Source organism: Neobacillus sp. SAB-20_R2A (assembly GCF_049568635.1).
Classification (GTDB): Bacteria; Bacillota; Bacilli; order Bacillales; family Cytobacillaceae; genus Neobacillus; species Neobacillus citreus.
On record NZ_CP145895.1, the window covers coordinates 141,196 to 162,500 of the forward strand.

A 21,305-nucleotide genomic window follows, 5' to 3' on the forward strand; every position below is an offset into this window, starting at 1 on the left:
AGCACGAGGGGGAATATGTGTGAATTTAGTATTAATGGGGCTACCTGGTGCAGGTAAGGGCACTCAGGCTGAAAAAATTGTTGAACAATACCGCATCCCTCATATCTCAACTGGAGATATGTTCCGTGCAGCAATGAAGGAAGGAACTGAACTGGGTTTAAAAGCTAAATCCTTCATGGACAAAGGCGAGCTTGTTCCTGATGAAGTAACAATCGGCATCGTTCGTGAACGGTTAAGTAAAGAAGACTGTCAAAATGGCTTTTTACTTGATGGCTTTCCTAGAACAGTACCACAAGCAGATGCATTAGAAAACTTACTAGTAGATTTAAATAAAAAAATCGACTACGTAATCAATATAAATGTTGATAAAGGCATTTTAATGGAGCGTTTGACTGGACGTCGTATCTGTAAGGAATGTGGATCAACCTATCATCTAGTATTCAATCCTCCTGCAAAAGAGGGTGTATGCGATCGTTGCGGCGGTGAGTTGTATCAGAGAGCAGATGATAACGCTGAAACAGTTCAAAACAGATTAGATGTCAATATCAAACAGCAAGAACCTTTATTATCTTTTTATGAAGAGAAAGGGTACTTGCGTACTCTTGATGGTCAGCAGGATATTAACAAAGTATTTGCTGATATCGAAGAACTTTTGCGGGGTCTTCGTTAATGCTCATCATTCCCAATTGGCACGCGACTCTCACTTTTCTCTCATAGAATTCAATTGTATGTGCAAGTAACTGGCTTTTCTATTGTACTGGGTATGCAGAACCGAGAGTTGGGCAAGAATGACTGAAGAAATTATTCTTCTTTTATGCAGAAATTACTTGCGGACAAAGACACAACAATATGTTAAAATTGTAGGGTTGCTAACTACGTACGAACGAGAAGACTCGCTATACATTACTAGTCTTACGAACGATAATTCTTTAAAGAGAAGGGGGACGAGACTGTGGCCAAAGATGATGTAATTGAGATTGAAGGTAAAGTCATTGAAACTTTGCCAAATGCAATGTTTAAGGTAGAATTGGAAAATGGTCATACTGTGCTGGCTCACGTTTCCGGGAAAATCCGCATGCACTTTATCAGGATCTTGCCAGGTGACAAAGTGACTGTTGAGCTTTCTCCATATGACTTAACGCGCGGTAGAATTACCTATCGTTTCAAATAATTGTTTGCACTCCGAAACTCAAGGAGGTTAGGATAATGAAAGTAAGACCATCTGTTAAACCGATCTGCGAAAAGTGCAAAGTTATCCGCAGACGCGGCAAAGTAATGGTTATCTGTGAAAACCCTAAACATAAACAAAAACAAGGTTAATCGACAAGGAGGTGCACATATATGGCACGTATTGCTGGTGTAGATATTCCACGTGAAAAACGTGTAGTTATCTCTTTAACTTACATTTATGGTATTGGCAAAAAAACTGCACAAAAAATCTTAGCAGAAGCTGCTGTTTCTGAAGATACTCGTGTACGTGATTTAACTGAAGATGAATTAAACAAAATCCGTGATATCGTTGACAAGCTAAAGGTTGAAGGTGACCTTCGCCGTGAAATTTCACTTAACATTAAACGTTTAATGGAAATTGGCTGCTACCGCGGATTGCGTCATCGTCGCGGCCTACCGGTTCGTGGACAAAATACGAAAAACAACGCCCGTACACGCAAAGGTCCTCGTAAGACTGTTGCGAACAAGAAGAAGTAATCGGCAAAGGAGGTTAAATTAAATGGCTCGTAAAACTAATACACGTAAGCGTCGTGTTAAAAAGAATATTGAAGCTGGGGTTGCTCATATCCGCTCAACATTTAACAATACGATCGTAACCATCACTGATGTTCATGGAAATGCAATTTCTTGGTCTAGTGCAGGTGCGCTTGGATTTAAAGGTTCTCGTAAATCTACTCCATTCGCAGCGCAAATGGCAGCTGAAACTGCAGCAAAAACATCAATGGAACATGGTATGAAAACTTTAGAGGTAACAGTTAAAGGCCCTGGTGCAGGTCGTGAAGCAGCTATTCGTGCTCTTCAAGCTGCTGGTCTTGAAGTTACGGCAATTAAAGACGTTACTCCTGTTCCACATAACGGATGCCGTCCGCCAAAACGCCGTCGTGTGTAATTTTTCTGTATAGAATTTATATCATCTGTCTATAATGGGATATGATATGAATTTATTGCCTTTTATACAGAAATCTTATTCCAGTTGTTGTGCACAAAACGGGAACGTATACATGGGGGAATTTCGATTAGAACTCTAATCGAGGTTTCGACGTTTTGAAGGAGGGTTATTGGATGATCGAAATAGAAAAACCAAAAATCGAAACGGTTGAGATCAGCGAAAATGCCAAATACGGCAAATTCGTCGTAGAGCCACTTGAGCGTGGATATGGTACCACTTTGGGTAACTCCTTACGTCGTATCCTATTATCTTCACTCCCAGGTGCCGCTGTTACTTCGATTCAGGTCGATGGGGTACTTCATGAGTTCTCAACAATTGAAGGCGTCGTAGAGGATGTAACATCCATCATTTTAAACATTAAAAAATTAGCTTTAAAAATCTATTCTGATGAAGAAAAGACACTTGAAATTGATGTTCAAGGTGAAGGACCTGTTACTGCTGGCAACATTACGCATGACAGTGATGTGGAGATTTTAAATCCAGACCTTCATATTGCAACATTATCTGCAAATGGACATCTTCATATGCGTTTGACTGCTAAACGCGGTCGCGGATATACGCCAGCTGATCAAAACAAAAGAGAGGATCAGCCAATCGGTGTGATTCCGATTGATTCCATTTACACTCCTGTTGCTCGTGTTTCTTATCAGGTAGAAAACACCCGTGTTGGTCAATTATCAAACTATGACAAGCTAACGCTTGATGTTTGGACAGATGGAAGCACTGGGCCAAAAGAAGCGATTGCACTTGGTTCGAAAATTTTGACTGAGCATTTAAACATCTTTGTTGGTCTTACTGATGAAGCACAAAATGCTGAAATCATGATTGAAAAAGAAGAAGATCAGAAAGAAAAAGTTCTTGAAATGACCATTGAAGAACTCGATCTATCCGTTCGTTCTTATAACTGCTTAAAGCGTGCAGGCATCAACACTGTTCAGGAATTAGCGAATAAGACTGAAGAAGATATGATGAAGGTACGTAACTTAGGCCGCAAATCACTTGAAGAAGTGAAGGCAAAACTAGAAGAGCTTGGATTAGGCTTACGTAAAGACGACTAGTCTAAATCCGTTTAACGACTTCAAAAAGGAGGGAACCCTTCATGGCATACAGAAAGTTAGGACGCACAAGCGCACAGCGTAAAGCTATGCTTCGTGATTTAACAACTGATTTAATCATCAACGAGCGCATTGAAACAACAGAAACCCGTGCGAAAGAACTTCGCTCAACTGTTGAGAAAATGATCACTCTTGGCAAACGCGGTGACCTACATGCCCGTCGTCAAGCTGCTGCATACGTTCGTAACGAAGTAGCAAATGTTGAAACAGGTACAGATGCATTACAAAAGCTTTTCACTGACATTGCTCCACGTTACCAAGAGCGCCAAGGCGGCTATACCCGCATTATGAAACTTGGACCACGCCGCGGTGATGGTGCACCAATGGTTATTATCGAGTTAGTTTAATATTTTCTAACAGACAACAAGGGTATTGGACAGTTTAAGAACAAACTTGTTCTTTGCCCTTTTTCTGTAAAAACAAGTATATATGTACGAACCAAGCCAAAAAGAGCGTTACGATGAGCGTGACTCCACTAGCTGGAGCGAAATAAGCAAGCACCATTTGCTTCCGGAAAGAATAACTTTTGGTAATCTTTTTTGCGACTCGTCTAGCTCATGCACCTCCTCCTATTTCCTAATTGGAAATGTTTTGTAAAGGCAGTTGAAAATCGTTCCTGCCTGGGGATGAGGTGCAGGCTTTTTTTGTATATATGGGCTTTTTTATAATAAAGAGCAGAGTTGAGGCGAGGGGGGAGCAGGATGAAAAAGTCAATCGTCAGTTTGAGGGAAGTTTCGTTTCAATATGATGATCAGGAACGGTATGCTTTAAATAATGTTACATTTGATATTTTTGAAGGTGAGTGGCTGGCGATCGTCGGTCATAATGGTTCCGGTAAATCTACGATGGCCAAGCTTCTTAATGGGCTGCAGTTTCCTAAGTCCGGTGAAATAACCGTCTGCGGTTTACCTTTGAATGAAGAGACAATCTGGGATATCCGAAAACAACTGGGAATGGTCTTTCAGAATCCAGATAATCAATTCGTCGGAACCACAGTCCAAGATGATGTGGCTTTTGGTTTAGAAAATATGGGGGTACCACGGAATGAAATGGTTCATCGTGTTGAGGATGCCTTGAAAAAGGTGAAGATGGATCAATTTCTATATCAAGAGCCCCACCATCTCTCGGGCGGTCAAAAGCAGCGTGTCGCGATAGCAGGTGTTCTGGCGTTACGACCCGCAATCATTATTTTAGACGAAGCAACATCAATGCTGGACCCTAGAGGAAGAGAAGAGGTTTTAGCAACGGTTAGAGATTTAAAGGCTGAAAAACAGTTGACGGTTATTTCCATTACGCATGATTTAGATGAGGCGGCGAAAGCTGACCGAATTATTGTGATGAATAAAGGAGAGGTTTACCGGGAGGGTACTCCCGAAGAAATCTTCTCACTTGATGAGGAATTAATTGAACTGGGGCTGGATATTCCATTCTCAGTGAAAATGACAAAGGCATTTCGTCAAATGGGTCTTACGTTTACAAAGAATTATTTATCGGAAGAAGAGTTGGTGACAGAGTTATGGACATCTCGCTTAAATCTGTAGAGTACCGTTATCAAGCTAATACCCCATTTGAAAGACTTGCTATTTCCGATGTTTCGATTGATATTCCATCCGGAACCTATCTCGCTTTAATCGGCCATACCGGCTCAGGTAAATCCACTGTTTTGCAGCATTTAAATGCTCTTTTGCAGCCGACAGAAGGAACGGTGCTAATTGGGAGCCAGGAAATAAAGGCTCATCAAAAAAATAAAAATTTAAAGACAGTCCGGCAAAAGGTCGGAATTGTATTCCAATTCCCTGAACATCAATTATTTGAGGAAACAGTGGAAAAGGATATTATTTTTGGTCCGATGAATTTTGGCGTTTCCGAATCAGAGGCAAAAAAGCGGGCACGAGTTGCCTTAAAACAGGTTGGACTCGGTGAAGAAATCTTAGAGAAATCACCATTCGATCTTTCTGGCGGACAAATGCGGCGGGTTGCGATTGCCGGGGTATTGGCAATGGGCCCTGATGTCATCGTTTTGGACGAGCCTACTGCTGGTCTGGACCCACGCGGCCGAAAAGAGATTATGGATATGTTTTATTCTCTTCATAAAGAGAGGGGCCTCTCAACTATTCTTGTCACTCACAGCATGGAGGACGCGGCAAGGTATGCTGACCAAATCGTCATCATGCAGCAAGGCCGGGTCGCCAAAAAGGGTACTCCAGAAGAGATTTTCTCAGAGACTGCCGAATTAATTCAAATGGGACTAGATGTACCTGAGGTGGTCCGTTTTCAGCTGAAGCTTGAAGAAAAAATAGGCAGTAAGCTGGATAAAATTTACCTTTCCATTGGAGAGCTATCGGCTGCCATTTCAGAACGTTTAAAGAGAGGTGTCCGCTCATGATGGAAAAAATGATTTTTGGACGCTATGTACCGGCTGATTCTCTTATTCATAAAATGGACCCTCGTTCCAAACTGATTATTATTTTCTTGTTTGTTTGTGTCATCTTTTTGGCAAACAATGGGCTAACTTATGCACTTATTGGTATATATACTTTTTTAATGCTGGGATTATCAAAAATTCCTATTCGGTTTTTATATGGCGGTCTGAAGCCGATCATATGGCTTGTTCTGTTTACCTTTATTCTGCAATTGTTTTTTACTAAAGGTGGCAGTCTATTTTTTCACTGGGGGCCCGTGAAGATCTACGAAGAAGGCCTCAAGATGGGAATTTTTATTTCTTTGCGATTTTTCTTTTTAATTTTAATGACCTCCTTGTTGACGTTAACGACGACTCCGATTGAGATAACGGATGGATTAGAAACATTATTAAATCCTTTAAAGAAAATCCGCTTTCCTGTTCATGAAATGGCACTAATGATGTCGATTTCATTACGGTTTATTCCAACTCTTATGCAGGAAACCGACAAAATTATGAAAGCACAAATTGCCCGCGGTGTGGAATTTGCAAGCGGTCCTCTAAAAGAGCGGATCAAGGCTGTTATTCCGCTTCTCATTCCGCTGTTTGTCAGTTCCTTTAAGCGTGCCGAGGAGCTGGCGGTCGCCATGGAAGCAAGGGGTTACCGCGGCGGAGAAGGCCGGACGAAATACCGCCAGTTAAGCTGGGCTGCGGCAGATACCGTACAAATCGTTCTTCTTGCAGTATTAACGATTTTGTTGGTCCTATTACGTTCATAATGGAGATAGGCTGATGCAGAGGTATAAAGCAATTATTTCATATGACGGCACCGGGTTTCTTGGTTATCAGGTCCAGCCAAAAGGGCGGACGGTGCAGGCAGAGCTTGAATCAGCCCTGGCGAAAATTCATAAGGGCGTCCCTGTGAAGGTAACTGCTTCCGGCCGAACGGATGCGGGGGTCCATGCCAAGGGGCAGGTGATTCATTTTGATTCACCGCTGGCAATTCCCGAAGATCGCTGGGTAGTTGCCCTTAATTCTTTGCTTCCAGAGGATTTGGCCGTTTTATTTGTTGACAAGGCTGATAATGCGTTTCATGCACGTTTTGATGCTGCGGGAAAGGAATACCGTTATCAATTGCAATTATCGGGTTTTAGGGACCCGTTTCAGCGGAATTATGTGTACCGCTATCCCTATGCTTTGAACTTGGAGGCAATGCGGAAGGCAAGCAGGTATCTGCTTGGAACCCATGACTTTACCAGCTTTTGCGCCGCTAAGACGGAGGTTCAGGACAAGGTTAGGACAATTAAGGAGATCGACTTTTTATTGGATGGCGATCTTTTGACTATCCGCTTTGTCGGCAATGGTTTTTTATACAACATGGTGCGGATTCTTGTGGGGACTTTGTTGGCGGTTGGATCTGGTGACCTGTCACCTGAAGAAATTCCTTCCATTTTGGAAAAGAAGGACCGGTCTGCTGCTGGAAAAACCGCTCCAGCGCGTGGGTTATACCTTTGGGAAGTGCTTTATTAAAAACAACCCATCCAGGTGTAACATCTTCTTGACAATTTTACCTTAAGTATTTATTATATTATATGTGTGTGTTTTTAATCCCACGATAAAGCCCCGGAAAGTCTTCATCGTGATTGAAAATATAGCTTTTGAAAATGACTGCACAAAGTGGCGTCCTGTTCATTCCCGGAACAGAATTGAACGGAAATAGCCAGTGAAGGTGCGAAAATATTATTTTTACGATTTAATAGGAGGGAAACTCATGCGTACAACGTTTATGGCAAATGCCAACAATATCGAGCGCAAATGGTACGTAGTTGATGCTGAGGGCAAAACTCTTGGACGTCTTGCTTCTGAAGTAGCATCTATCCTACGTGGTAAACATAAGCCAACTTATACACCACATGTTGACACTGGTGATCATGTCATCATTCTTAATGCATCTAAGATTGAATTAACTGGTAACAAAATAAACGACAAAATCTACTACCGTCACACAAATCACCCAGGCGGTTTAAAGCAGAGAACTGCTCTTGAAATGCGTACGAACTATGCTGAGAAAATGCTTGAGCAAGCTGTAAAAGGCATGCTTCCAAAGAATTCTCTTGGCCGTCAAATGTTCAAAAAATTACACGTTTATGCTGGTGCAGAACATAAACACCAAGCACAACAACCTGAAGTTTACGAACTTCGCGGTTAATTAAGAGGAGGGAATTAACTTGGCACAAGTTCAATATATCGGTACTGGCCGTCGTAAGAGCTCAGTTGCTCGTGTACGCTTAGTTCCAGGCACAGGTAAAATTGTTATTAACGATCGTGACATCGACACTTATATCCCATTCGAAGCTTTACGTGTTGTTGTAAGACAACCATTAGTAGCTACTGAAACTGTTGGCAGCTACGATGTTCTTGTAAACGTAAGCGGCGGCGGCTACACTGGTCAAGCTGGCGCAATCCGCCACGGTATTGCTCGCGCATTACTTCAAGCTGACCCAGAATACCGTCCAACATTAAAGCGCGCTGGTCTATTAACTCGTGATGCACGTATGAAAGAGCGTAAGAAATACGGTCTTAAAGGTGCTCGTCGTGCGCCTCAGTTCTCAAAGCGTTAATCTTTTGCAAACGTTCAAAGACTCTCAACTCTATTGGTTGGGGGTCTTTTTTGTATTCAGTATTAATGTTTTAAAATTCTTTTCCTACTCCTTCATCTAAATTTCAAAATTGGGAAGCATAAGAAGCATCCCCGTGCTTCAAATTAGTATATAATTAGAGTGAATTAGTTTAGGAGGTAAACAAATTGGAGCATAAGCAGCCGAAGTTGGAAGTTAGGGTAAAGAAACTGATTGAAGTTGATGGATTAAAATTTAAGGATTTGAATAATAGTGGGAAATTAGAGCCTTATAAGGATTGGCGTTTAAGCCCGAAAGAACGTGCCGAGAATCTTGTTTCATTGATGAATCTCGATGAAAAGGTCGGGATGATGTTAATCAATACCCGTCAGATGGGTCTTACACAAAAGGATAAAAGCAAGACAAGTCATGATGGTGTGTTAGATGAGGGGATTGTGGAAAAGGGCGAAACGATTTTTGCCTTGGCCAAGGTATACGGTACAACTCATACAATTGAAAATATGCATTTGCGCCACTTCATCCTACGGGACAATTGGAGTCCAGCTCAAATGGCAGAATGGGTCAATACTATGAATGAAGTATGCGAGGGAACACGTCTTGGTATTCCTTGCTTAATAGCATCTAATTCAAGAAATGAAAATACTGAATTTATCTTTGGTATGAATGATGCAGCTGGGATTTTTTCCACTTGGCCGGGGACTTTAGGGCTTGCAGCAGCCGCTAAAGGAGAGATGAAAAATGGCGGTGATGCCTCGTTAATCAGCCAATTTGCCGAAATAGCCCGTACTGAATGGGATGCTGTTGGGATAAGGAAGGGTTATATGTATATGGCTGATACCGTCACAGACCCTAGATGGCAGCGGATATATGGCACTTTTGGTGAAGACCCAGAGTTTATTTCTGATGTCATCGGTCGTGTCATTGACGGATTCCAAGGGGAAGAATTAGGCAGTCATAGTATTGCAATGACAACTAAGCATTTTCCTGGAGGCGGAGCAAGGGAAAATGGATTTGATCCACATTATGAAGAGGGGAAATGGAATCTATACCCAACTCCAGGAAGCTTAGAAAAGTATCACCTGCCGCCGTTCCAAGCAGCAGTAGAACATGGCAGCTCATCCTTCATGCCATATTACTCGATTCCTAGCATCAAAAAAAGTGCAGTTCAAAAATTCCAAGGTGAAGATATCCCATTCGAAGAGGTTGGCTTTACCTTTAATCAGTATTTTTTACAACACATCCTTAGAGGATTACTTGGATTCAAAGGCTATATCAACAGTGATAGCGGCGTCACCAATAAAATGAGCTGGGGCGTTGAAGATAAGACTGAGGCAGAACGTTTTGCAAAAGCCGTCAATGCGGGAACGGATCTGGTTTCCGATACAAATGATGTTGAAAATCTAAAATTAGCAATCCAAAATGGATGGATTAGTGAAAACCGTATTGATGAAGCAAACATAAGGCTACTTACCGAAATGTTTGCGTTAGGATTATTCGATGATCGTACATACGTGTCACCGGAAAATGCCGCTGCAGTGATAAGTAATCAAGCAAATTGGGACGCTGCATATGAAGCTCATAAAAAATCAGTAACTATTTTGAAAAATTCAAATCAGACATTGCCTTTAACTGATGCGAAGAAAGTTTATGTGGAAGTTTTCCATAAGGAACCTGAACGCGCAGCTTCTTATACGGAAAAGGCTAGGAAGGAATGCCAGGAGCTTGGCTTGTTTAGCTTGACTGATAACTATGAAGAAGCGGAAACTGCGATTTTATTTTTACATCCAAAATCCGGTGCTTATTTTAACGCTACACCAGGGTTGTTAGAGCTGGAAATTTGCGAGAATAAACCGGAAAAAGCAATGGATGGAACTAATTACGAAGAAACGACTCTAAGTAACATGGCTCATCTAAAGAAAGTTGCCGATAGTGTTCATGATCGCGGAGGCAAGGTCATTATAAGTGTTAATTTCATTTTGCCGTGGATCCTTGGAAATGTTGAACCGCTTGCAGATGCCCTGATTGCTGGTTACGATACGTACTATAATGCACAGTTTGAGGTAATGGCAGGTAATTTCAAACCAATTGGCGTATTGCCATTGACATTGCCAGCGAGTGAGGAAGTTATTGCTGTGGATGAAAATGGAGACTGTGTATCAAGAAACGATGTGCCAGGCTTTGACAAGGACAAATATATGCCTGAAGGGCTTAAATATGCCTATGAAGATCGCGATGGTAACGTCTATAAACTTGGTCATGGACTAACATATTAATAACGTTCAGTAGCAGGCTAAAAAAGCCTCAGTTCGAAACGTCTAAAAAGGCTCTCAGTTTAATTGTCTGGAGCCTTTTTTACATAATAAAACGAATGTGATCACTCCACATTCGTCCTTAGTCTACTAAGTGATTCCTGACCGCATATAAAGCAGCCTGTGTCCGGTCGGCGAGTTCGAGCTTTGCAAGCAGGTTTGAAACATGTGTTTTTACTGTCTTTTCGGTAATAAAAAGAGCACCGGCAATTTCTTTATTGCTTTTTCCTTTGGCAATTTCTTTTAACACATCAAGCTCTCTTTTTGTTAATTCCTCGATTAAATCTCGTTCAGGTTTATTTTTAGAGGTCAAATTAGCCAATAAATGCGAAGTCGCTTTTGGATGAAGCTGGTTTTCTCCGCTCATGATTCTTTTAATGGACGTTACCAATTCATCTGGCTGAATGTCCTTTAATTGGAACCCTGATGCACCTGCTTCCAAAGCGGGAATCACATGGTCCTGGTCGGAAAAGCTGGTCAGCATCATAATTTTGATTTCTGGCTGTTCCTTTTTAATGATTGTAGTTGCCTGGATTCCGTCCATTTCCGGCATCACCAAATCCATTAAAATTAGATCCGGCTTCAATGATTTAGCCAGTTCAACCGCTTCTTCTCCGTTTGCTGCTTCCCCAATCACATCAAGGTCGTTTTGCGTCCGCAGGAAAAAGGCCAATCCCCGTCTAACAACATGATGGTCGTCTGCTATTAGTATCCGTATACTCACTGAATTCTCCCTCCTACAACGGAATTTCAATTTTGATTTCCGTCCCGCTGTTCGTTTTGCTTTTTAAATGAAAGGTCCCATTTAACGCTTCTGCCCGTGCTTTCATACTTTTTAACCCCAATGAGGGGATTGCTAGGCTTTCATCATAATGGAAGCCGCAGCCGGCATCCTTTATGACCAAAAGAACTTTATCGGTGGACATTTGGAAAAATAGTTGAACAGCCGTTGTCTGGGAATGCTTTTTACAATTGGCCAGTGCCTCCTGACCAATTCGCCACAATGCTTCTTCGACCTTACCGGGAATGTTGGCCGCACCCGCAACCTTTGTTTGAATTGACAACCCAAGCATTTCAGCATAGCTTCTCAAGGCGCTGACAATCCCATTTTCCAGTCCATGCGGTCTCAGCTGCCAAATCAATGCCCGCATTTCACCGAGTGCTTCCTGGGCCAAATCTTGAATGTAGCCGAACGTTTGCTTGACTTCATCTGTTTGGCCCATTTCGACGCCGGCCCTTGCGGTAAGACTGAGGGAAAATAACAGCTGGTTCACAGAATCGTGAAGATCCCTCGCCAGCCGATTCCTCTCAGCAACAAGCGCCGTTTCTTGTTCCCTCTGGGTTAATTTAATTCGTTTTAAGGCCGTTCCAATTTGATAGGCAACTGCTTCAAGCAGGGCAAGTTCATTTTTTTCGAAATGGGTTTTATATGGTGAGCCTACATTTAAGATGCCGAACCGTTCTGCTCCTGCTCTTAGTGGAACGGTTGCATGGTGGGTTAAACCGCAAGTTTCTCCAGCCTTTTCCTCGATAGCATCTTCAATTCGTTTACATTCCATAATATTCGTAGCTTTGTTCAGCTGTCCGTTATTGTACTTGTTTACACACCAGCACTTGCCCTGGCACATCCGCCGCTTTCCGTCCTGGGCTAAAGCAGGCGGGAGGGCTGCATCAGCTGCGAGCTGATGCATACCATTTTCGTCCATTAAGAATATCCAGCCAGTTTGCAAGCCCGTTACATGGAGGAGTTTTTTCAATACCCCGGACAATATATTCCTTATATCTGTTCCTTCGTTTAAAAGCTCAGCGATTTCCTTTAAAATGCTGATTTCTTCGTACCCAGCTGCAGCAGACATCGAATTCTCACCCCACTGATATTTCCTACTGCCATTATAGCTTATTGCCAGTAATTAGATAATTAAATTCATATCGCCAAACTCATGCCATAAATAACCGCAGGCAACGGCTTGCTCATATGCTTGAAGCAAATGCTGTTCTGAAATAAAGGCTGAAAGCATGTCAAGGTGGCTTGCTTTCGGCTCATGAAAGCCAGTTATGATCCCATCGGCAATTTTTAAAGGAAAGTGTTGGTCAATATAGAGATTTGTAACCCCTGAAAGGGCACCGTTTCGGGTTGCGGTCTCGAGTGCCCGGACAACCGTTGTTCCAACTGCGATGACCCTTTTGCCGGAAGCTTTTGTCTGCCGTATTCTCTCCATTGTTTGTTCAGAAATGTGATATTCTTCTTCATTTGCTTCTGGTGTCTGGTGCCACTGGTCATCAAGGAGATAGCTTAATCCCGTATGCAGTCGAATAAAATCAAGTGAGATTTTTTTACTTTTTAGTTGAAAAATTAGTTCCCAGCTGAATGCTCTTCCTGCCGAGGGCATTTCGACTGAGCCTGGATGATTCGCAAACACTGTTTGGTAGTAGTCCAGTTCCCAAGGATGCTCAATATATTCGTAGCGGACCGGATCTCCAAGAGCATAGATGATATTAAATAAATCTGTTCCTTTCTTTGAAAACTGAATAATTTTTAACGGTGAGTGTACTTTTTCACCTATTACCATTCCAGTTAATTCAGATGAAAATTGAAGTGCATCGCCAATTTTTACGGGATTGGCAACAACGAGAGCTTCCCATGTGTCTTCATTTCGGCGTCTTGCCAGGCGGATTTCCACCCTTGGTGCGATTTGCCCTCCATTTCGCAACCATTCAGCATGTAATATTGCCGGTATCGTCCGGCTGTTATTTAAAATGACGAGGTCACCGGACTCGAGGTAATCTGCTAAGCGGAAGAAATGGTCATGCCTGATTCCGCCAGTATTGCGGTCAAGAACCATCATCCGGACATGATCTCTTCTTAAGCCGCGTTTTTCAGGAGGATGGGAGGCATTTAATTCATTGGGAAGATAAAAATCTAACGCTTTTGCCGGCATTTACAATCCCTCCTCTGACTGTGCTTCAAACCGTTTGCCGGTAACACCTGCTGACTTATCGGATGCAAGGTATAAAAATATGTCCACGATATCCTCCGGTTTTGCAAGCGGGTAATCGCAATCTGGAACGGCCAACCGATGCATGTCGGTATCCATTTCTCCTGGATCTACCATGTTGACCCGGATATTTGTTTCGCTTAACTCATCTGCCCATGTTTGTGTCAGGCCTTCAACCGCAAATTTAGAAATTCCGTATGCTCCCCATCCGGCGTAGCCGACGTGGCCCGCTTCAGATGTCACATTAATAATGGAGCCTATATTGCGCTGAAGCATCCCGGGGAGGACTCTTCTTGTTACGGAAAAGGAGAAACCGCATTTACCCTAAGGACCTCCGCAAAATCATCTTCTGGGTAATCGAGCAAGAGTGGCATTGGACTCGGGCCCAGCATGGAAGCGTTATTAATCAGTACATCAAGCTGGCCGTAGGCTTCCTCCGCCAGCGCAACAAACCGCTCTACATCACGCGCTTTGGATATATCTGCGGTAACAGCCAGTACCTCAGCTCCCAACTTTTCAGCTTCCTCCTTCACTGTGTTTAAGCTATCCGTTGTTCTTGAGCAAATGGCCAGTTTTGCCCCTTTTTCAGCAAAAGCCAATGTTAATGCACGCCCTAACCCTTTAGAAGCGCCCGTAATCATCACTACTTTATTTTTCATAATCTTTATCTCCCCTTCATTCTTGATGTTTTAAGCATATCGGTTTCTTCCAAATCCTCCCTCAGAAAAAAGCTTGAACTTCTTCTACAACTTTTGACTGAGAAAAATCGACGAGGGATAAAAATTGGCAATGGAAATTAGCCATGTCTTTGTATTTCTTCAAGAGAGCGGATAAAGAATAGTTTTAAGAGGTGAAAAGAAGTGACTGTGATTACAACCTTTAAAGAAAAAAGACGTGAAAAGCAGATTAAATACGAACGGTCCGTGCTTCGGGACCTATCCATTAATACATTAAAAGAGAGAGTGCGGCAATATTTTGGATCGACCAAGATTGCCTCAAGCCTGATTATGAATTCTGGGGTGGAAGAGGCCTGTTATGATGTTGCCCTTGAAGCTTTTCTATTAGGAGCTAAATTTAGCAAATTTGGCTACCATGGGGAAAGTATGGAACAGGTAAGAATGCGCTGCTTTAGTGAAGAAAATCATTTAATTGATACGTTATTTAATTTCCTCCTATATTGGGGAAACGGCGAAGAGGGCGTCATGAGTGAATCACTTTATTATCACTGTGAACAATATGTCCATGTCTGGTGGAGAGAAGGCTATGAAAAAGGGCAAAGACGCCATAAGCTTCGGCTTCATTAATTCAATGCCTTCATTCCTGTTCTAAAGTCCCGCCTTGTCCCATATAAATTATTGAACAAGGGACGAGCGGGAAGGAATGATTTGGTTGGTAACAAAAAGAATAAAAATCATTTTTTTTTCAGTTGGCTTATTAGCACTATTTTTAATTTTACAGTATGATTTTGCCGAGGATGATTCCTGGAAAGAATGGAGCCTTCCGCTTTCCGGAAAAATTATTCTGCTGGATGCGGGCCATGGCGGTCCGGATGGCGGGGCCGGTACGGGCGAGACGCTTGAAAAAGATATTGCTCTTAACATCACTTTAAAGGTCAGAGATTATCTGCAGCAGCAGGGTGCACTTGTTGTGATGACAAGAGAAACCGATACCGATTTGGCAGATGCTGATACTAGGGGCTACAGCAGGAGAAAAGTGGAGGATCTGAAAAACAGATTAAAGATGATTAATGAAGAGGATAATGACTTCTTTGTAAGCATTCACTTAAATGCCATCCCTTCGTCAAGATGGAGCGGCGCCCAGACCTTTTACGCCCCTCATTTTAAGGAAAACGCCAGGGCGGCCAAATTTATTCAAGAGGAGCTCAGGGAAAACTTAGAAAATACTAATCGAAAAGCCAAGCCAATAGGCGGGGTTTATATTTTAAAACATTCAAAAAAACCGGGTGTTCTGGTCGAGGTTGGTTTCCTCTCCAACCCTGCTGAAAAGGCAAGATTAAAGCGTGAGGACTATCAAGAGAAGGTTGCAGCCTCTATATATAAAGGGATCATAAGATATTTCACGAATGAAAAGGAATTAAAAGAAACAGATTAAGGGAAGGCGGAAATAAACACCTTCTCTTTTTATTTGAGGTTATTCCTATGGCGGTGGTTTTAATGTGTGATTCAATTAACTGTATATTGCCATAGTTATGATATACTGTTAGAGGAAACGAATTCAATTGGTGAGGTGTTTTTCAATGTTAACTGAAGCAAGAATCCGTGAGGTTGTTGGCAGCCTCAAAGAGCCATTTTTACATAAAACTTTAGCAGAATTAAATGCTATAGAAGAGATAAAAATTAAAGAAGAAAAAAGCCATGTCAGTGTCAAAGTAGCGATTGCTAGAACAGGGACAAGTGAGCAGCTTCAGCTACAAACGCAAATTGTGAACCTGTTGAAGGAAGCAGGTGCTGCAACAGTAGGAATCCGCTTCAACCAGCTTCCTGATGAAGTGCTTGCTGCCAATCGTCAGGCTGAACCAGAAAAGGAAAAGAATCTCCTTAATTCCCAGTCCACTACCTTTATCGCAATTGCCAGCGGAAAAGGCGGAGTAGGAAAATCGACGGTATCTGTTAACCTCGCTGTTGCTCTGGCGCGCTTAGGTAAAAAGGTCGGGCTTATCGATGCCGACATTTACGGTTTCAGCGTACCGGATATGATGGGCATTACGAATCGGCCGGTTGTCCGAGGCGAAAAGATTATTCCTGTTGAGCGTTTTGGTGTTCAAGTAATTTCAATGGGATTTTTCGTGGAGGATAATTCACCAATTATCTGGCGCGGCCCAATGCTCGGAAAAATGCTGAATAGCTTTTTCAATGAGGTAGAGTGGGGCGACATTGATTATTTACTTCTAGACTTACCACCAGGAACAGGCGACGTTGCCTTAGATGTTCATAGCATGCTGCCGGCATGTAAAGAAATTATCGTTACCACCCCGCATCCAACCGCAGCCTTTGTAGCTGCCCGCGCAGGTGCGATGGCGATGAAAACCGATCATGAAGTGCTCGGGGTTATTGAGAACATGGCCTATTTTGAAAGCAAGCTGACTGGTGAAAAGGAATATGTGTTTGGTCGCGGCGGCGGAGATAAGTTGGCCGACGAGCTAAATACAGAAGTGCTTGGACGCCTGCCACTTAACCAGCCTGACTGGAACGATGAAGACTTTGCGCCGTCCATCTATCAGGAAGACCATCAGTTAGGAAAAATTTATTTAGAAATTGCCGAAAAAGTCGCGGACCGGCTTGGAAAGTAATTTTTCGGATCTGCAGTTTTGCTGGGGTTTGAGTAGTAAAAAAGAACTGCAGCCAAAATAAAACCTCTTCCGTTTGGAGGAGGTTTTTATTTTGGGTAGTGGAATTATGAACCTTGCTCACCGCCGCTTTTGTTGTCTTTTGAGGTTTCTTTTGTATTTGCCTGCTCGGCAGCTTTTAAAAGCAATTCCTGAATTTTTGCTTTATAAAGCGGGCTGTCAATAGTCTCAGTTATTACATTTTGAAGCTGTTCACGATACTCCTTGGTTTTCAGGGCATCGGCCATTTGCTTTTGAATTTCCGGTTCCTTGAACACTTCAATCATCATGGCTCTATATTCAGGGTCATTCATTAAATCCTTAAGTAATTTTTCATTTTCTGCCCGCATGTTCTTGGCAACGCCTTGAGCAAATTTCGCGTCGCTGAAGGTTTTTTTCCAAAACTCTGTTGCTTTATCAGAGGTTAATGTTTGTTCAATCGTCTGAGCCACGACATTTTGGTCCATCACCAGTTTTTCCTTCATTTTGTCATCGGACATGACATCTTGGATTGCTTTCTTTCCATCATCCGTTTTTAAAATATCCACGACCATTTTTTTGGTCTGATCATAATCAGGCTGCAACCCGGCGCTAAGATCGTTATTACCGGAACAGCTAGTTAAAAAAACAAAAACAGGCAGGAGGAGCACAGTAAATTTTGCTCTCATTTTGAAGCTCCTTTCACATAAGAATCCTTAATTTTATAATGAAGAAAATGTCGAAAGATTATACGCGGTTCACTCATTTTATGGATTTTTCAAATTTTGCTTGGTACAATCAGAATGTATTTATTTTTTTATGGGGGTTTATAGTGTGACAAGCCGTAACTGGGTAAGACTGTTTATGACCACATTATTAGTCGGCGGAATCACGACGGCTGTTGTGGGTTTTATTGTTCGCTGGAATGAATTTGAGTCATATTTTATTGATTTTCAAATAATCGACATCGTTTCCACAGCGGTATGGCTGCTTTTCATGGGCTTTCTATTCAGCTTGATCAGCCAAATGGGCTTTTTTGCCTATTTAACGGTCCATCGCTTCGGATTAGGTATATTTAAATCCGTCACCCTTTGGAATGGGGTTCAGGTCATTCTGCTTCTGTTTGCCCTGTTTGATTTAGTTTATTTTCGCTATGTCAATTTTGCAAAAGAGGGAGATTCGCTGCTTCCTTATGTAGGGTTGGCGGTCTTTGTATTAGCTGTCGGATTGATTGCTGCCTGGTATAAAATGAAACAAACCAACCGGGAGGCGTTTGTTCCTGCTCTTTTCTTTATGGTTGTTGTTACTCTGGTGGAGTGGATGCCAGCTCTTCAGGAAAATGAAAAAAGCTGGGTCTATTTAATGGTGGCAGCGTTACTTGCCTGCAACGCCTACCAGCTGCTGGTTCTTCATAAATTAAATGCCAAGTCAGTAAAGGAACGTGAGCAACGCATAAGCCAATCAACCAATAATCGTGGAAAAAATAAAGCAGGTAAAAAATTAACAAAAAAACCGTCCGTTTGATTTTTCGGACGGTTTTTTTGGTTATTTTATTTCTTTAGATTGGACTTCTCCGTTTGCAATCATTTCGGATACGGTTACGAATTTTAGGCCTTTATTCCTAAGATCCTGCAGGATTAGCGGTAAAGCCTCTGCTGTTTGTTTGGCAGAATCGGAGGCATGCAGAAGAATAATATCGCCTTTTTCTGCATTCTTCACATTTTCTACAATCTTCGCAACACCTGGATTTTGCCAGTCCTTTGAATCCAAACGCCAATGTACGACTGTATAGCCGTAACGCTTTGCAATCGATAATGTGCGTTTATCAAAATGTCCTGTTGGAGCCCTTAGAAGTTTAATCCCCTTTACATTTAACTTTTTAAAAACCTCCTGGGCCTTTAAAATGTCTTTGCTGATTTTTCCATCCTCTTCGTCCCGATAGTCTACATAATTATAACCAAGCAGGCCGATTTCATAGCCGTCCTTGACAATCCGGCTGACAAGATCAGGGTGTCGTTCCGCCCAGGAACCGGATAAAAAGAATGTGGCAGACTTCACATTTTCCTTTTTCAACGTATCCAAAATAGGCTCTGCTTTAACGTCGCCCCAGCCAATATTAAATGTCAGGGCCACATCCTTTTCACCTCGGAAAACGGCTTTTGGACCATCCTTGGTTGAAAATACAGGGATTTGCGTCAGGTTCTCCATATAGAGAAACCAAGCTGTAAAGAAAGCGGCAACCATAATTAACACAACACTTTTTAACGCTTTACCATTAACAATAAAAAAGAAATTCATCGCTTCCACCTCGTCCACTGCCATCCTTGTCTCAAACATATGATGAGATTTTTAAAAATATGATGAAAGATTTTTATTATAAAAGTAAACAAAATGGAAAAGACTACTATAACATACCATTTATTGGAGGTTATCTATGTACGGGCTTTTAATCAACGAGAAGGAAGTAAAAGAAATAGAATACTTAATAAAGAGAGAAATGGATGAAATTCTGTTTGACTTAAGGGATGAACGTATTGATCATATTGTAAAAAGAGCAATGGAGGAAAGATACAAAATCCTTTTTGATTTATTTAGAAGAGTTGCTTCACCAAATGAGTGTTTTAAATACATGCGCAGAGGTAAGAAAGAACAAAAAAAGGGATAAACTATGTTTTTTTGAAAAGACTGTTGACATTCGATTATTATCTTGTTATATTAATAAACGTCGCTGCTGACATAAAAACAACTTGAAAAAAGTTGTTGACTTTTAAGTGAGTAGATGATATATTAATAAAGTCGCTCTTGAGTGACGGAGTAAGATGGTTCTTTGAAAACTAAACAAACAAAAACGTCAACAAACAATAATATTCGTTTCATTTGAAACGAAGCCAACGTAACATTTTTGAGCTAATCAACTCAACTTTATTGGAGAGTTTGATCCTGGCTCAGGACGAACGCTGGCGGCGTGCCTAATACATGCAAGTCGAGCGAATCACTGGGAGCTTGCTCCCGGTGATTAGCGGCGGACGGGTGAGTAACACGTGGGCAACCTGCCTGTAAGACTGGGATAACTTCGGGAAACCGGAGCTAATACCGGATAATTTCTTCCCTCGCATGAGGGAAGGTTGAAAGTCGGTTTCGGCTGACACTTACAGATGGGCCCGCGGCGCATTAGCTAGTTGGTGAGGTAACGGCTCACCAAGGCGACGATGCGTAGCCGACCTGAGAGGGTGATCGGCCACACTGGGACTGAGACACGGCCCAGACTCCTACGGGAGGCAGCAGTAGGGAATCTTCCACAATGGACGAAAGTCTGATGGAGCAACGCCGCGTGAGCGATGAAGGCCTTCGGGTCGTAAAGCTCTGTTGTCAGGGAAGAACAAGTATCGGAGTAACTGCCGGTACCTTGACGGTACCTGACCAGAAAGCCACGGCTAACTACGTGCCAGCAGCCGCGGTAATACGTAGGTGGCAAGCGTTGTCCGGAATTATTGGGCGTAAAGCGCGCGCAGGCGGTCCTTTAAGTCTGATGTGAAAGCCCACGGCTCAACCGTGGAGGGTCATTGGAAACTGGGGGACTTGAGTGCAGAAGAGGAAAGCGGAATTCCACGTGTAGCGGTGAAATGCGTAGAGATGTGGAGGAACACCAGTGGCGAAGGCGGCTTTCTGGTCTGTAACTGACGCTGAGGCGCGAAAGCGTGGGGAGCAAACAGGATTAGATACCCTGGTAGTCCACGCCGTAAACGATGAGTGCTAAGTGTTAGAGGGTTTCCGCCCTTTAGTGCTGCAGCTAACGCATTAAGCACTCCGCCTGGGGAGTACGGCCGCAAGGCTGAAACTCAAAGGAATTGACGGGGGCCCGCACAAGCGGTGGAGCATGTGGTTTAATTCGAAGCAACGCGAAGAACCTTACCAGGTCTTGACATCCTCTGACACTCCTAGAGATAGGAATTTCCCCTTCGGGGGACAGAGTGACAGGTGGTGCATGGTTGTCGTCAGCTCGTGTCGTGAGATGTTGGGTTAAGTCCCGCAACGAGCGCAACCCTTGATCTTAGTTGCCAGCATTCAGTTGGGCACTCTAAGGTGACTGCCGGTGACAAACCGGAGGAAGGTGGGGATGACGTCAAATCATCATGCCCCTTATGACCTGGGCTACACACGTGCTACAATGGATGGTACAAAGGGCAGCGAAGCCGCGAGGTGGAGCCAATCCCATAAAACCATTCTCAGTTCGGATTGCAGGCTGCAACTCGCCTGCATGAAGCCGGAATCGCTAGTAATCGCGGATCAGCATGCCGCGGTGAATACGTTCCCGGGCCTTGTACACACCGCCCGTCACAC

Annotated in this window: 24 protein-coding genes, 1 rRNA gene and 1 pseudogene (1 of these 26 running past the window's edge); 20 read left to right on the plus strand and 6 right to left on the minus strand. The window is 42.8% G+C overall.

Annotated features, from left to right (window positions below; genetic code table 11):
- Nucleotides 1-19: 19 nt before the first annotated feature.
- The 14 genes from V5M37_RS00780 to V5M37_RS00845 all read left to right on the plus strand — a co-directional run bounded on the left by V5M37_RS00780 (nucleotide 20) and on the right by V5M37_RS00845 (nucleotide 10,607).
- Complete coding sequence (locus V5M37_RS00780; protein ID WP_423800338.1) at nucleotides 20-670, plus strand: adenylate kinase; 651 nt, start codon at nucleotides 20-22, stop codon at nucleotides 668-670.
- Between the two features lie 282 nt (nucleotides 671-952).
- The gene (gene infA, locus V5M37_RS00785) at nucleotides 953-1,171 is read left to right on the plus strand and encodes a translation initiation factor IF-1 (RefSeq protein WP_007085268.1); all 219 of its coding nucleotides are present in this window, start codon (nucleotides 953-955) and stop codon (nucleotides 1,169-1,171) included.
- 35 nt (nucleotides 1,172-1,206) lie between these two features.
- A complete protein-coding gene (rpmJ, locus tag V5M37_RS00790) occupies nucleotides 1,207-1,320 on the plus strand; it encodes a 50S ribosomal protein L36 (protein ID WP_000868344.1) in 114 nt (37 codons plus the stop codon).
- A gap of 21 nt (nucleotides 1,321-1,341) precedes the next feature.
- Complete coding sequence (gene rpsM / locus V5M37_RS00795; protein WP_213121065.1) at nucleotides 1,342-1,707, plus strand: 30S ribosomal protein S13; 366 nt, start codon at nucleotides 1,342-1,344, stop codon at nucleotides 1,705-1,707.
- A gap of 22 nt (nucleotides 1,708-1,729) precedes the next feature.
- Nucleotides 1,730-2,119 (plus strand): 30S ribosomal protein S11, encoded by a 390-nt coding sequence (gene rpsK / locus V5M37_RS00800; RefSeq protein ID WP_046524788.1) that lies wholly within the window; start codon nucleotides 1,730-1,732, stop codon nucleotides 2,117-2,119.
- A 173-nt stretch (nucleotides 2,120-2,292) separates the two neighbouring features.
- A complete protein-coding gene (locus V5M37_RS00805; RefSeq protein ID WP_213121064.1) occupies nucleotides 2,293-3,237 on the plus strand; it encodes a DNA-directed RNA polymerase subunit alpha in 945 nt (314 codons plus the stop codon).
- Between the two features lie 41 nt (nucleotides 3,238-3,278).
- Nucleotides 3,279-3,641 (plus strand): 50S ribosomal protein L17, encoded by a 363-nt coding sequence (gene rplQ / locus V5M37_RS00810; protein ID WP_423800339.1) that lies wholly within the window; start codon nucleotides 3,279-3,281, stop codon nucleotides 3,639-3,641.
- 354 nt (nucleotides 3,642-3,995) lie between these two features.
- A complete protein-coding gene (locus V5M37_RS00815; RefSeq protein ID WP_213148257.1) occupies nucleotides 3,996-4,835 on the plus strand; it encodes an energy-coupling factor ABC transporter ATP-binding protein in 840 nt (279 codons plus the stop codon).
- The gene (locus V5M37_RS00820) at nucleotides 4,811-5,680 is read left to right on the plus strand and encodes an energy-coupling factor ABC transporter ATP-binding protein (RefSeq protein WP_423800340.1); all 870 of its coding nucleotides are present in this window, start codon (nucleotides 4,811-4,813) and stop codon (nucleotides 5,678-5,680) included. The genes V5M37_RS00815 and V5M37_RS00820 overlap by 25 nt, the downstream gene beginning before the upstream one ends.
- On the plus strand, nucleotides 5,677-6,474 hold the full coding sequence (locus V5M37_RS00825; RefSeq protein WP_423800341.1) for an energy-coupling factor transporter transmembrane component T family protein: 798 nt from the start codon (nucleotides 5,677-5,679) through the stop codon (nucleotides 6,472-6,474). The genes V5M37_RS00820 and V5M37_RS00825 overlap by 4 nt, the downstream gene beginning before the upstream one ends.
- 13 nt (nucleotides 6,475-6,487) lie before the next feature.
- Nucleotides 6,488-7,225 carry a tRNA pseudouridine(38-40) synthase TruA gene (gene truA, locus V5M37_RS00830; RefSeq protein ID WP_423800342.1) on the plus strand — a complete coding sequence of 246 codons (738 nt, stop codon included), beginning with the start codon at nucleotides 6,488-6,490 and terminating at the stop codon, nucleotides 7,223-7,225.
- A gap of 241 nt (nucleotides 7,226-7,466) precedes the next feature.
- Nucleotides 7,467-7,904 (plus strand): 50S ribosomal protein L13, encoded by a 438-nt coding sequence (gene rplM / locus V5M37_RS00835; protein ID WP_213148253.1) that lies wholly within the window; start codon nucleotides 7,467-7,469, stop codon nucleotides 7,902-7,904.
- A 19-nt stretch (nucleotides 7,905-7,923) separates the two neighbouring features.
- On the plus strand, nucleotides 7,924-8,316 hold the full coding sequence (gene rpsI / locus V5M37_RS00840) for a 30S ribosomal protein S9 (protein WP_127484434.1): 393 nt from the start codon (nucleotides 7,924-7,926) through the stop codon (nucleotides 8,314-8,316).
- A gap of 185 nt (nucleotides 8,317-8,501) precedes the next feature.
- On the plus strand, nucleotides 8,502-10,607 hold the full coding sequence (locus V5M37_RS00845; RefSeq protein WP_423800343.1) for a glycoside hydrolase family 3 protein: 2,106 nt from the start codon (nucleotides 8,502-8,504) through the stop codon (nucleotides 10,605-10,607).
- Between the two features lie 118 nt (nucleotides 10,608-10,725).
- Here the strand turns inward: V5M37_RS00845 and V5M37_RS00850 are convergent, their stop codons facing one another.
- The 4 genes and pseudogenes from V5M37_RS00850 to V5M37_RS00865 all read right to left on the minus strand — a co-directional run bounded on the left by V5M37_RS00850 (nucleotide 10,726) and on the right by V5M37_RS00865 (nucleotide 14,298).
- Nucleotides 10,726-11,367 (minus strand): response regulator, encoded by a 642-nt coding sequence (locus tag V5M37_RS00850; protein ID WP_423800344.1) that lies wholly within the window; start codon nucleotides 11,365-11,367, stop codon nucleotides 10,726-10,728.
- Nucleotides 11,368-11,380: 13 nt separating this feature from the next.
- Nucleotides 11,381-12,499, minus strand: coding sequence for a GAF domain-containing sensor histidine kinase (locus V5M37_RS00855; RefSeq protein WP_423800345.1), 1,119 nt, complete (start codon nucleotides 12,497-12,499; stop codon nucleotides 11,381-11,383).
- Nucleotides 12,500-12,553: 54 nt separating this feature from the next.
- Complete coding sequence (locus V5M37_RS00860) at nucleotides 12,554-13,582, minus strand: S-adenosylmethionine:tRNA ribosyltransferase-isomerase (RefSeq protein ID WP_423800346.1); 1,029 nt, start codon at nucleotides 13,580-13,582, stop codon at nucleotides 12,554-12,556.
- A pseudogene (locus tag V5M37_RS00865) lies at nucleotides 13,583-14,298 on the minus strand (SDR family NAD(P)-dependent oxidoreductase).
- Between the two features lie 201 nt (nucleotides 14,299-14,499).
- On the opposite strand from V5M37_RS00865, the gene V5M37_RS00870 reads away from it, so the two are divergent.
- The 3 genes from V5M37_RS00870 to V5M37_RS00880 all read left to right on the plus strand — a co-directional run bounded on the left by V5M37_RS00870 (nucleotide 14,500) and on the right by V5M37_RS00880 (nucleotide 16,949).
- Entirely contained in the window at nucleotides 14,500-14,943 is a 444-nt protein-coding gene (locus tag V5M37_RS00870; RefSeq protein ID WP_423800347.1) for a YbaK family protein, read from the plus strand.
- A 76-nt stretch (nucleotides 14,944-15,019) separates the two neighbouring features.
- Nucleotides 15,020-15,751 carry an N-acetylmuramoyl-L-alanine amidase CwlD gene (gene cwlD, locus V5M37_RS00875; protein WP_378588623.1) on the plus strand — a complete coding sequence of 244 codons (732 nt, stop codon included), beginning with the start codon at nucleotides 15,020-15,022 and terminating at the stop codon, nucleotides 15,749-15,751.
- A 145-nt stretch (nucleotides 15,752-15,896) separates the two neighbouring features.
- Complete coding sequence (locus tag V5M37_RS00880) at nucleotides 15,897-16,949, plus strand: Mrp/NBP35 family ATP-binding protein (protein WP_423800348.1); 1,053 nt, start codon at nucleotides 15,897-15,899, stop codon at nucleotides 16,947-16,949.
- Nucleotides 16,950-17,053: 104 nt separating this feature from the next.
- On the opposite strand, the gene gerD is transcribed toward V5M37_RS00880, so the two are convergent.
- Nucleotides 17,054-17,653 carry a spore germination lipoprotein GerD gene (gerD, locus tag V5M37_RS00885; protein ID WP_213148245.1) on the minus strand — a complete coding sequence of 200 codons (600 nt, stop codon included), beginning with the start codon at nucleotides 17,651-17,653 and terminating at the stop codon, nucleotides 17,054-17,056.
- Nucleotides 17,654-17,798: 145 nt separating this feature from the next.
- On the opposite strand from gerD, the gene V5M37_RS00890 reads away from it, so the two are divergent.
- The gene (locus V5M37_RS00890; protein WP_423800349.1) at nucleotides 17,799-18,488 is read left to right on the plus strand and encodes a KinB-signaling pathway activation protein; all 690 of its coding nucleotides are present in this window, start codon (nucleotides 17,799-17,801) and stop codon (nucleotides 18,486-18,488) included.
- A gap of 21 nt (nucleotides 18,489-18,509) precedes the next feature.
- Here V5M37_RS00890 and pdaB read toward each other — a convergent pair whose 3' ends face one another.
- Complete coding sequence (gene pdaB, locus V5M37_RS00895; RefSeq protein WP_423800350.1) at nucleotides 18,510-19,262, minus strand: polysaccharide deacetylase family sporulation protein PdaB; 753 nt, start codon at nucleotides 19,260-19,262, stop codon at nucleotides 18,510-18,512.
- A gap of 136 nt (nucleotides 19,263-19,398) precedes the next feature.
- On the opposite strand from pdaB, the gene V5M37_RS00900 reads away from it, so the two are divergent.
- Nucleotides 19,399-19,629: a hypothetical protein gene (locus tag V5M37_RS00900; RefSeq protein ID WP_213148243.1), complete on the plus strand. Its 231-nt coding sequence runs from the start codon at nucleotides 19,399-19,401 to the stop codon at nucleotides 19,627-19,629.
- Between the two features lie 257 nt (nucleotides 19,630-19,886).
- Nucleotides 19,887-21,305, plus strand: a 16S ribosomal RNA gene (locus V5M37_RS00905); it runs 131 nt beyond the window's last position.

What these genes read in the sequence shown, in the direction of transcription:
- V5M37_RS00860 (WP_423800346.1), bottom strand. Translation starts at nt 13,582, where the DNA reads ATGCCGGCAAAAGCGTTAGATTTTTATCTTCCCAATGAATTAAATGCC.
- cwlD (WP_378588623.1), top strand. Translation starts at nt 15,020, where the DNA reads ATGATTTGGTTGGTAACAAAAAGAATAAAAATCATTTTTTTTTCAGTT.
- V5M37_RS00825 (WP_423800341.1), top strand. Translation starts at nt 5,677, where the DNA reads ATGATGGAAAAAATGATTTTTGGACGCTATGTACCGGCTGATTCTCTT.
- rpsK (WP_046524788.1), top strand. Translation starts at nt 1,730, where the DNA reads ATGGCTCGTAAAACTAATACACGTAAGCGTCGTGTTAAAAAGAATATT.
- V5M37_RS00855 (WP_423800345.1), bottom strand. Translation starts at nt 12,499, where the DNA reads ATGTCTGCTGCAGCTGGGTACGAAGAAATCAGCATTTTAAAGGAAATC.
- V5M37_RS00820 (WP_423800340.1), top strand. Translation starts at nt 4,811, where the DNA reads ATGGACATCTCGCTTAAATCTGTAGAGTACCGTTATCAAGCTAATACC.
- V5M37_RS00805 (WP_213121064.1), top strand. Translation starts at nt 2,293, where the DNA reads ATGATCGAAATAGAAAAACCAAAAATCGAAACGGTTGAGATCAGCGAA.
- V5M37_RS00880 (WP_423800348.1), top strand. Translation starts at nt 15,897, where the DNA reads ATGTTAACTGAAGCAAGAATCCGTGAGGTTGTTGGCAGCCTCAAAGAG.
- rpsM (WP_213121065.1), top strand. Translation starts at nt 1,342, where the DNA reads ATGGCACGTATTGCTGGTGTAGATATTCCACGTGAAAAACGTGTAGTT.
- rpmJ (WP_000868344.1), top strand. Translation starts at nt 1,207, where the DNA reads ATGAAAGTAAGACCATCTGTTAAACCGATCTGCGAAAAGTGCAAAGTT.
- V5M37_RS00900 (WP_213148243.1), top strand. Translation starts at nt 19,399, where the DNA reads ATGTACGGGCTTTTAATCAACGAGAAGGAAGTAAAAGAAATAGAATAC.
- pdaB (WP_423800350.1), bottom strand. Translation starts at nt 19,262, where the DNA reads ATGAATTTCTTTTTTATTGTTAATGGTAAAGCGTTAAAAAGTGTTGTG.
- rplM (WP_213148253.1), top strand. Translation starts at nt 7,467, where the DNA reads ATGCGTACAACGTTTATGGCAAATGCCAACAATATCGAGCGCAAATGG.
- gerD (WP_213148245.1), bottom strand. Translation starts at nt 17,653, where the DNA reads ATGAGAGCAAAATTTACTGTGCTCCTCCTGCCTGTTTTTGTTTTTTTA.
- truA (WP_423800342.1), top strand. Translation starts at nt 6,488, where the DNA reads ATGCAGAGGTATAAAGCAATTATTTCATATGACGGCACCGGGTTTCTT.
- rplQ (WP_423800339.1), top strand. Translation starts at nt 3,279, where the DNA reads ATGGCATACAGAAAGTTAGGACGCACAAGCGCACAGCGTAAAGCTATG.
- V5M37_RS00815 (WP_213148257.1), top strand. Translation starts at nt 3,996, where the DNA reads ATGAAAAAGTCAATCGTCAGTTTGAGGGAAGTTTCGTTTCAATATGAT.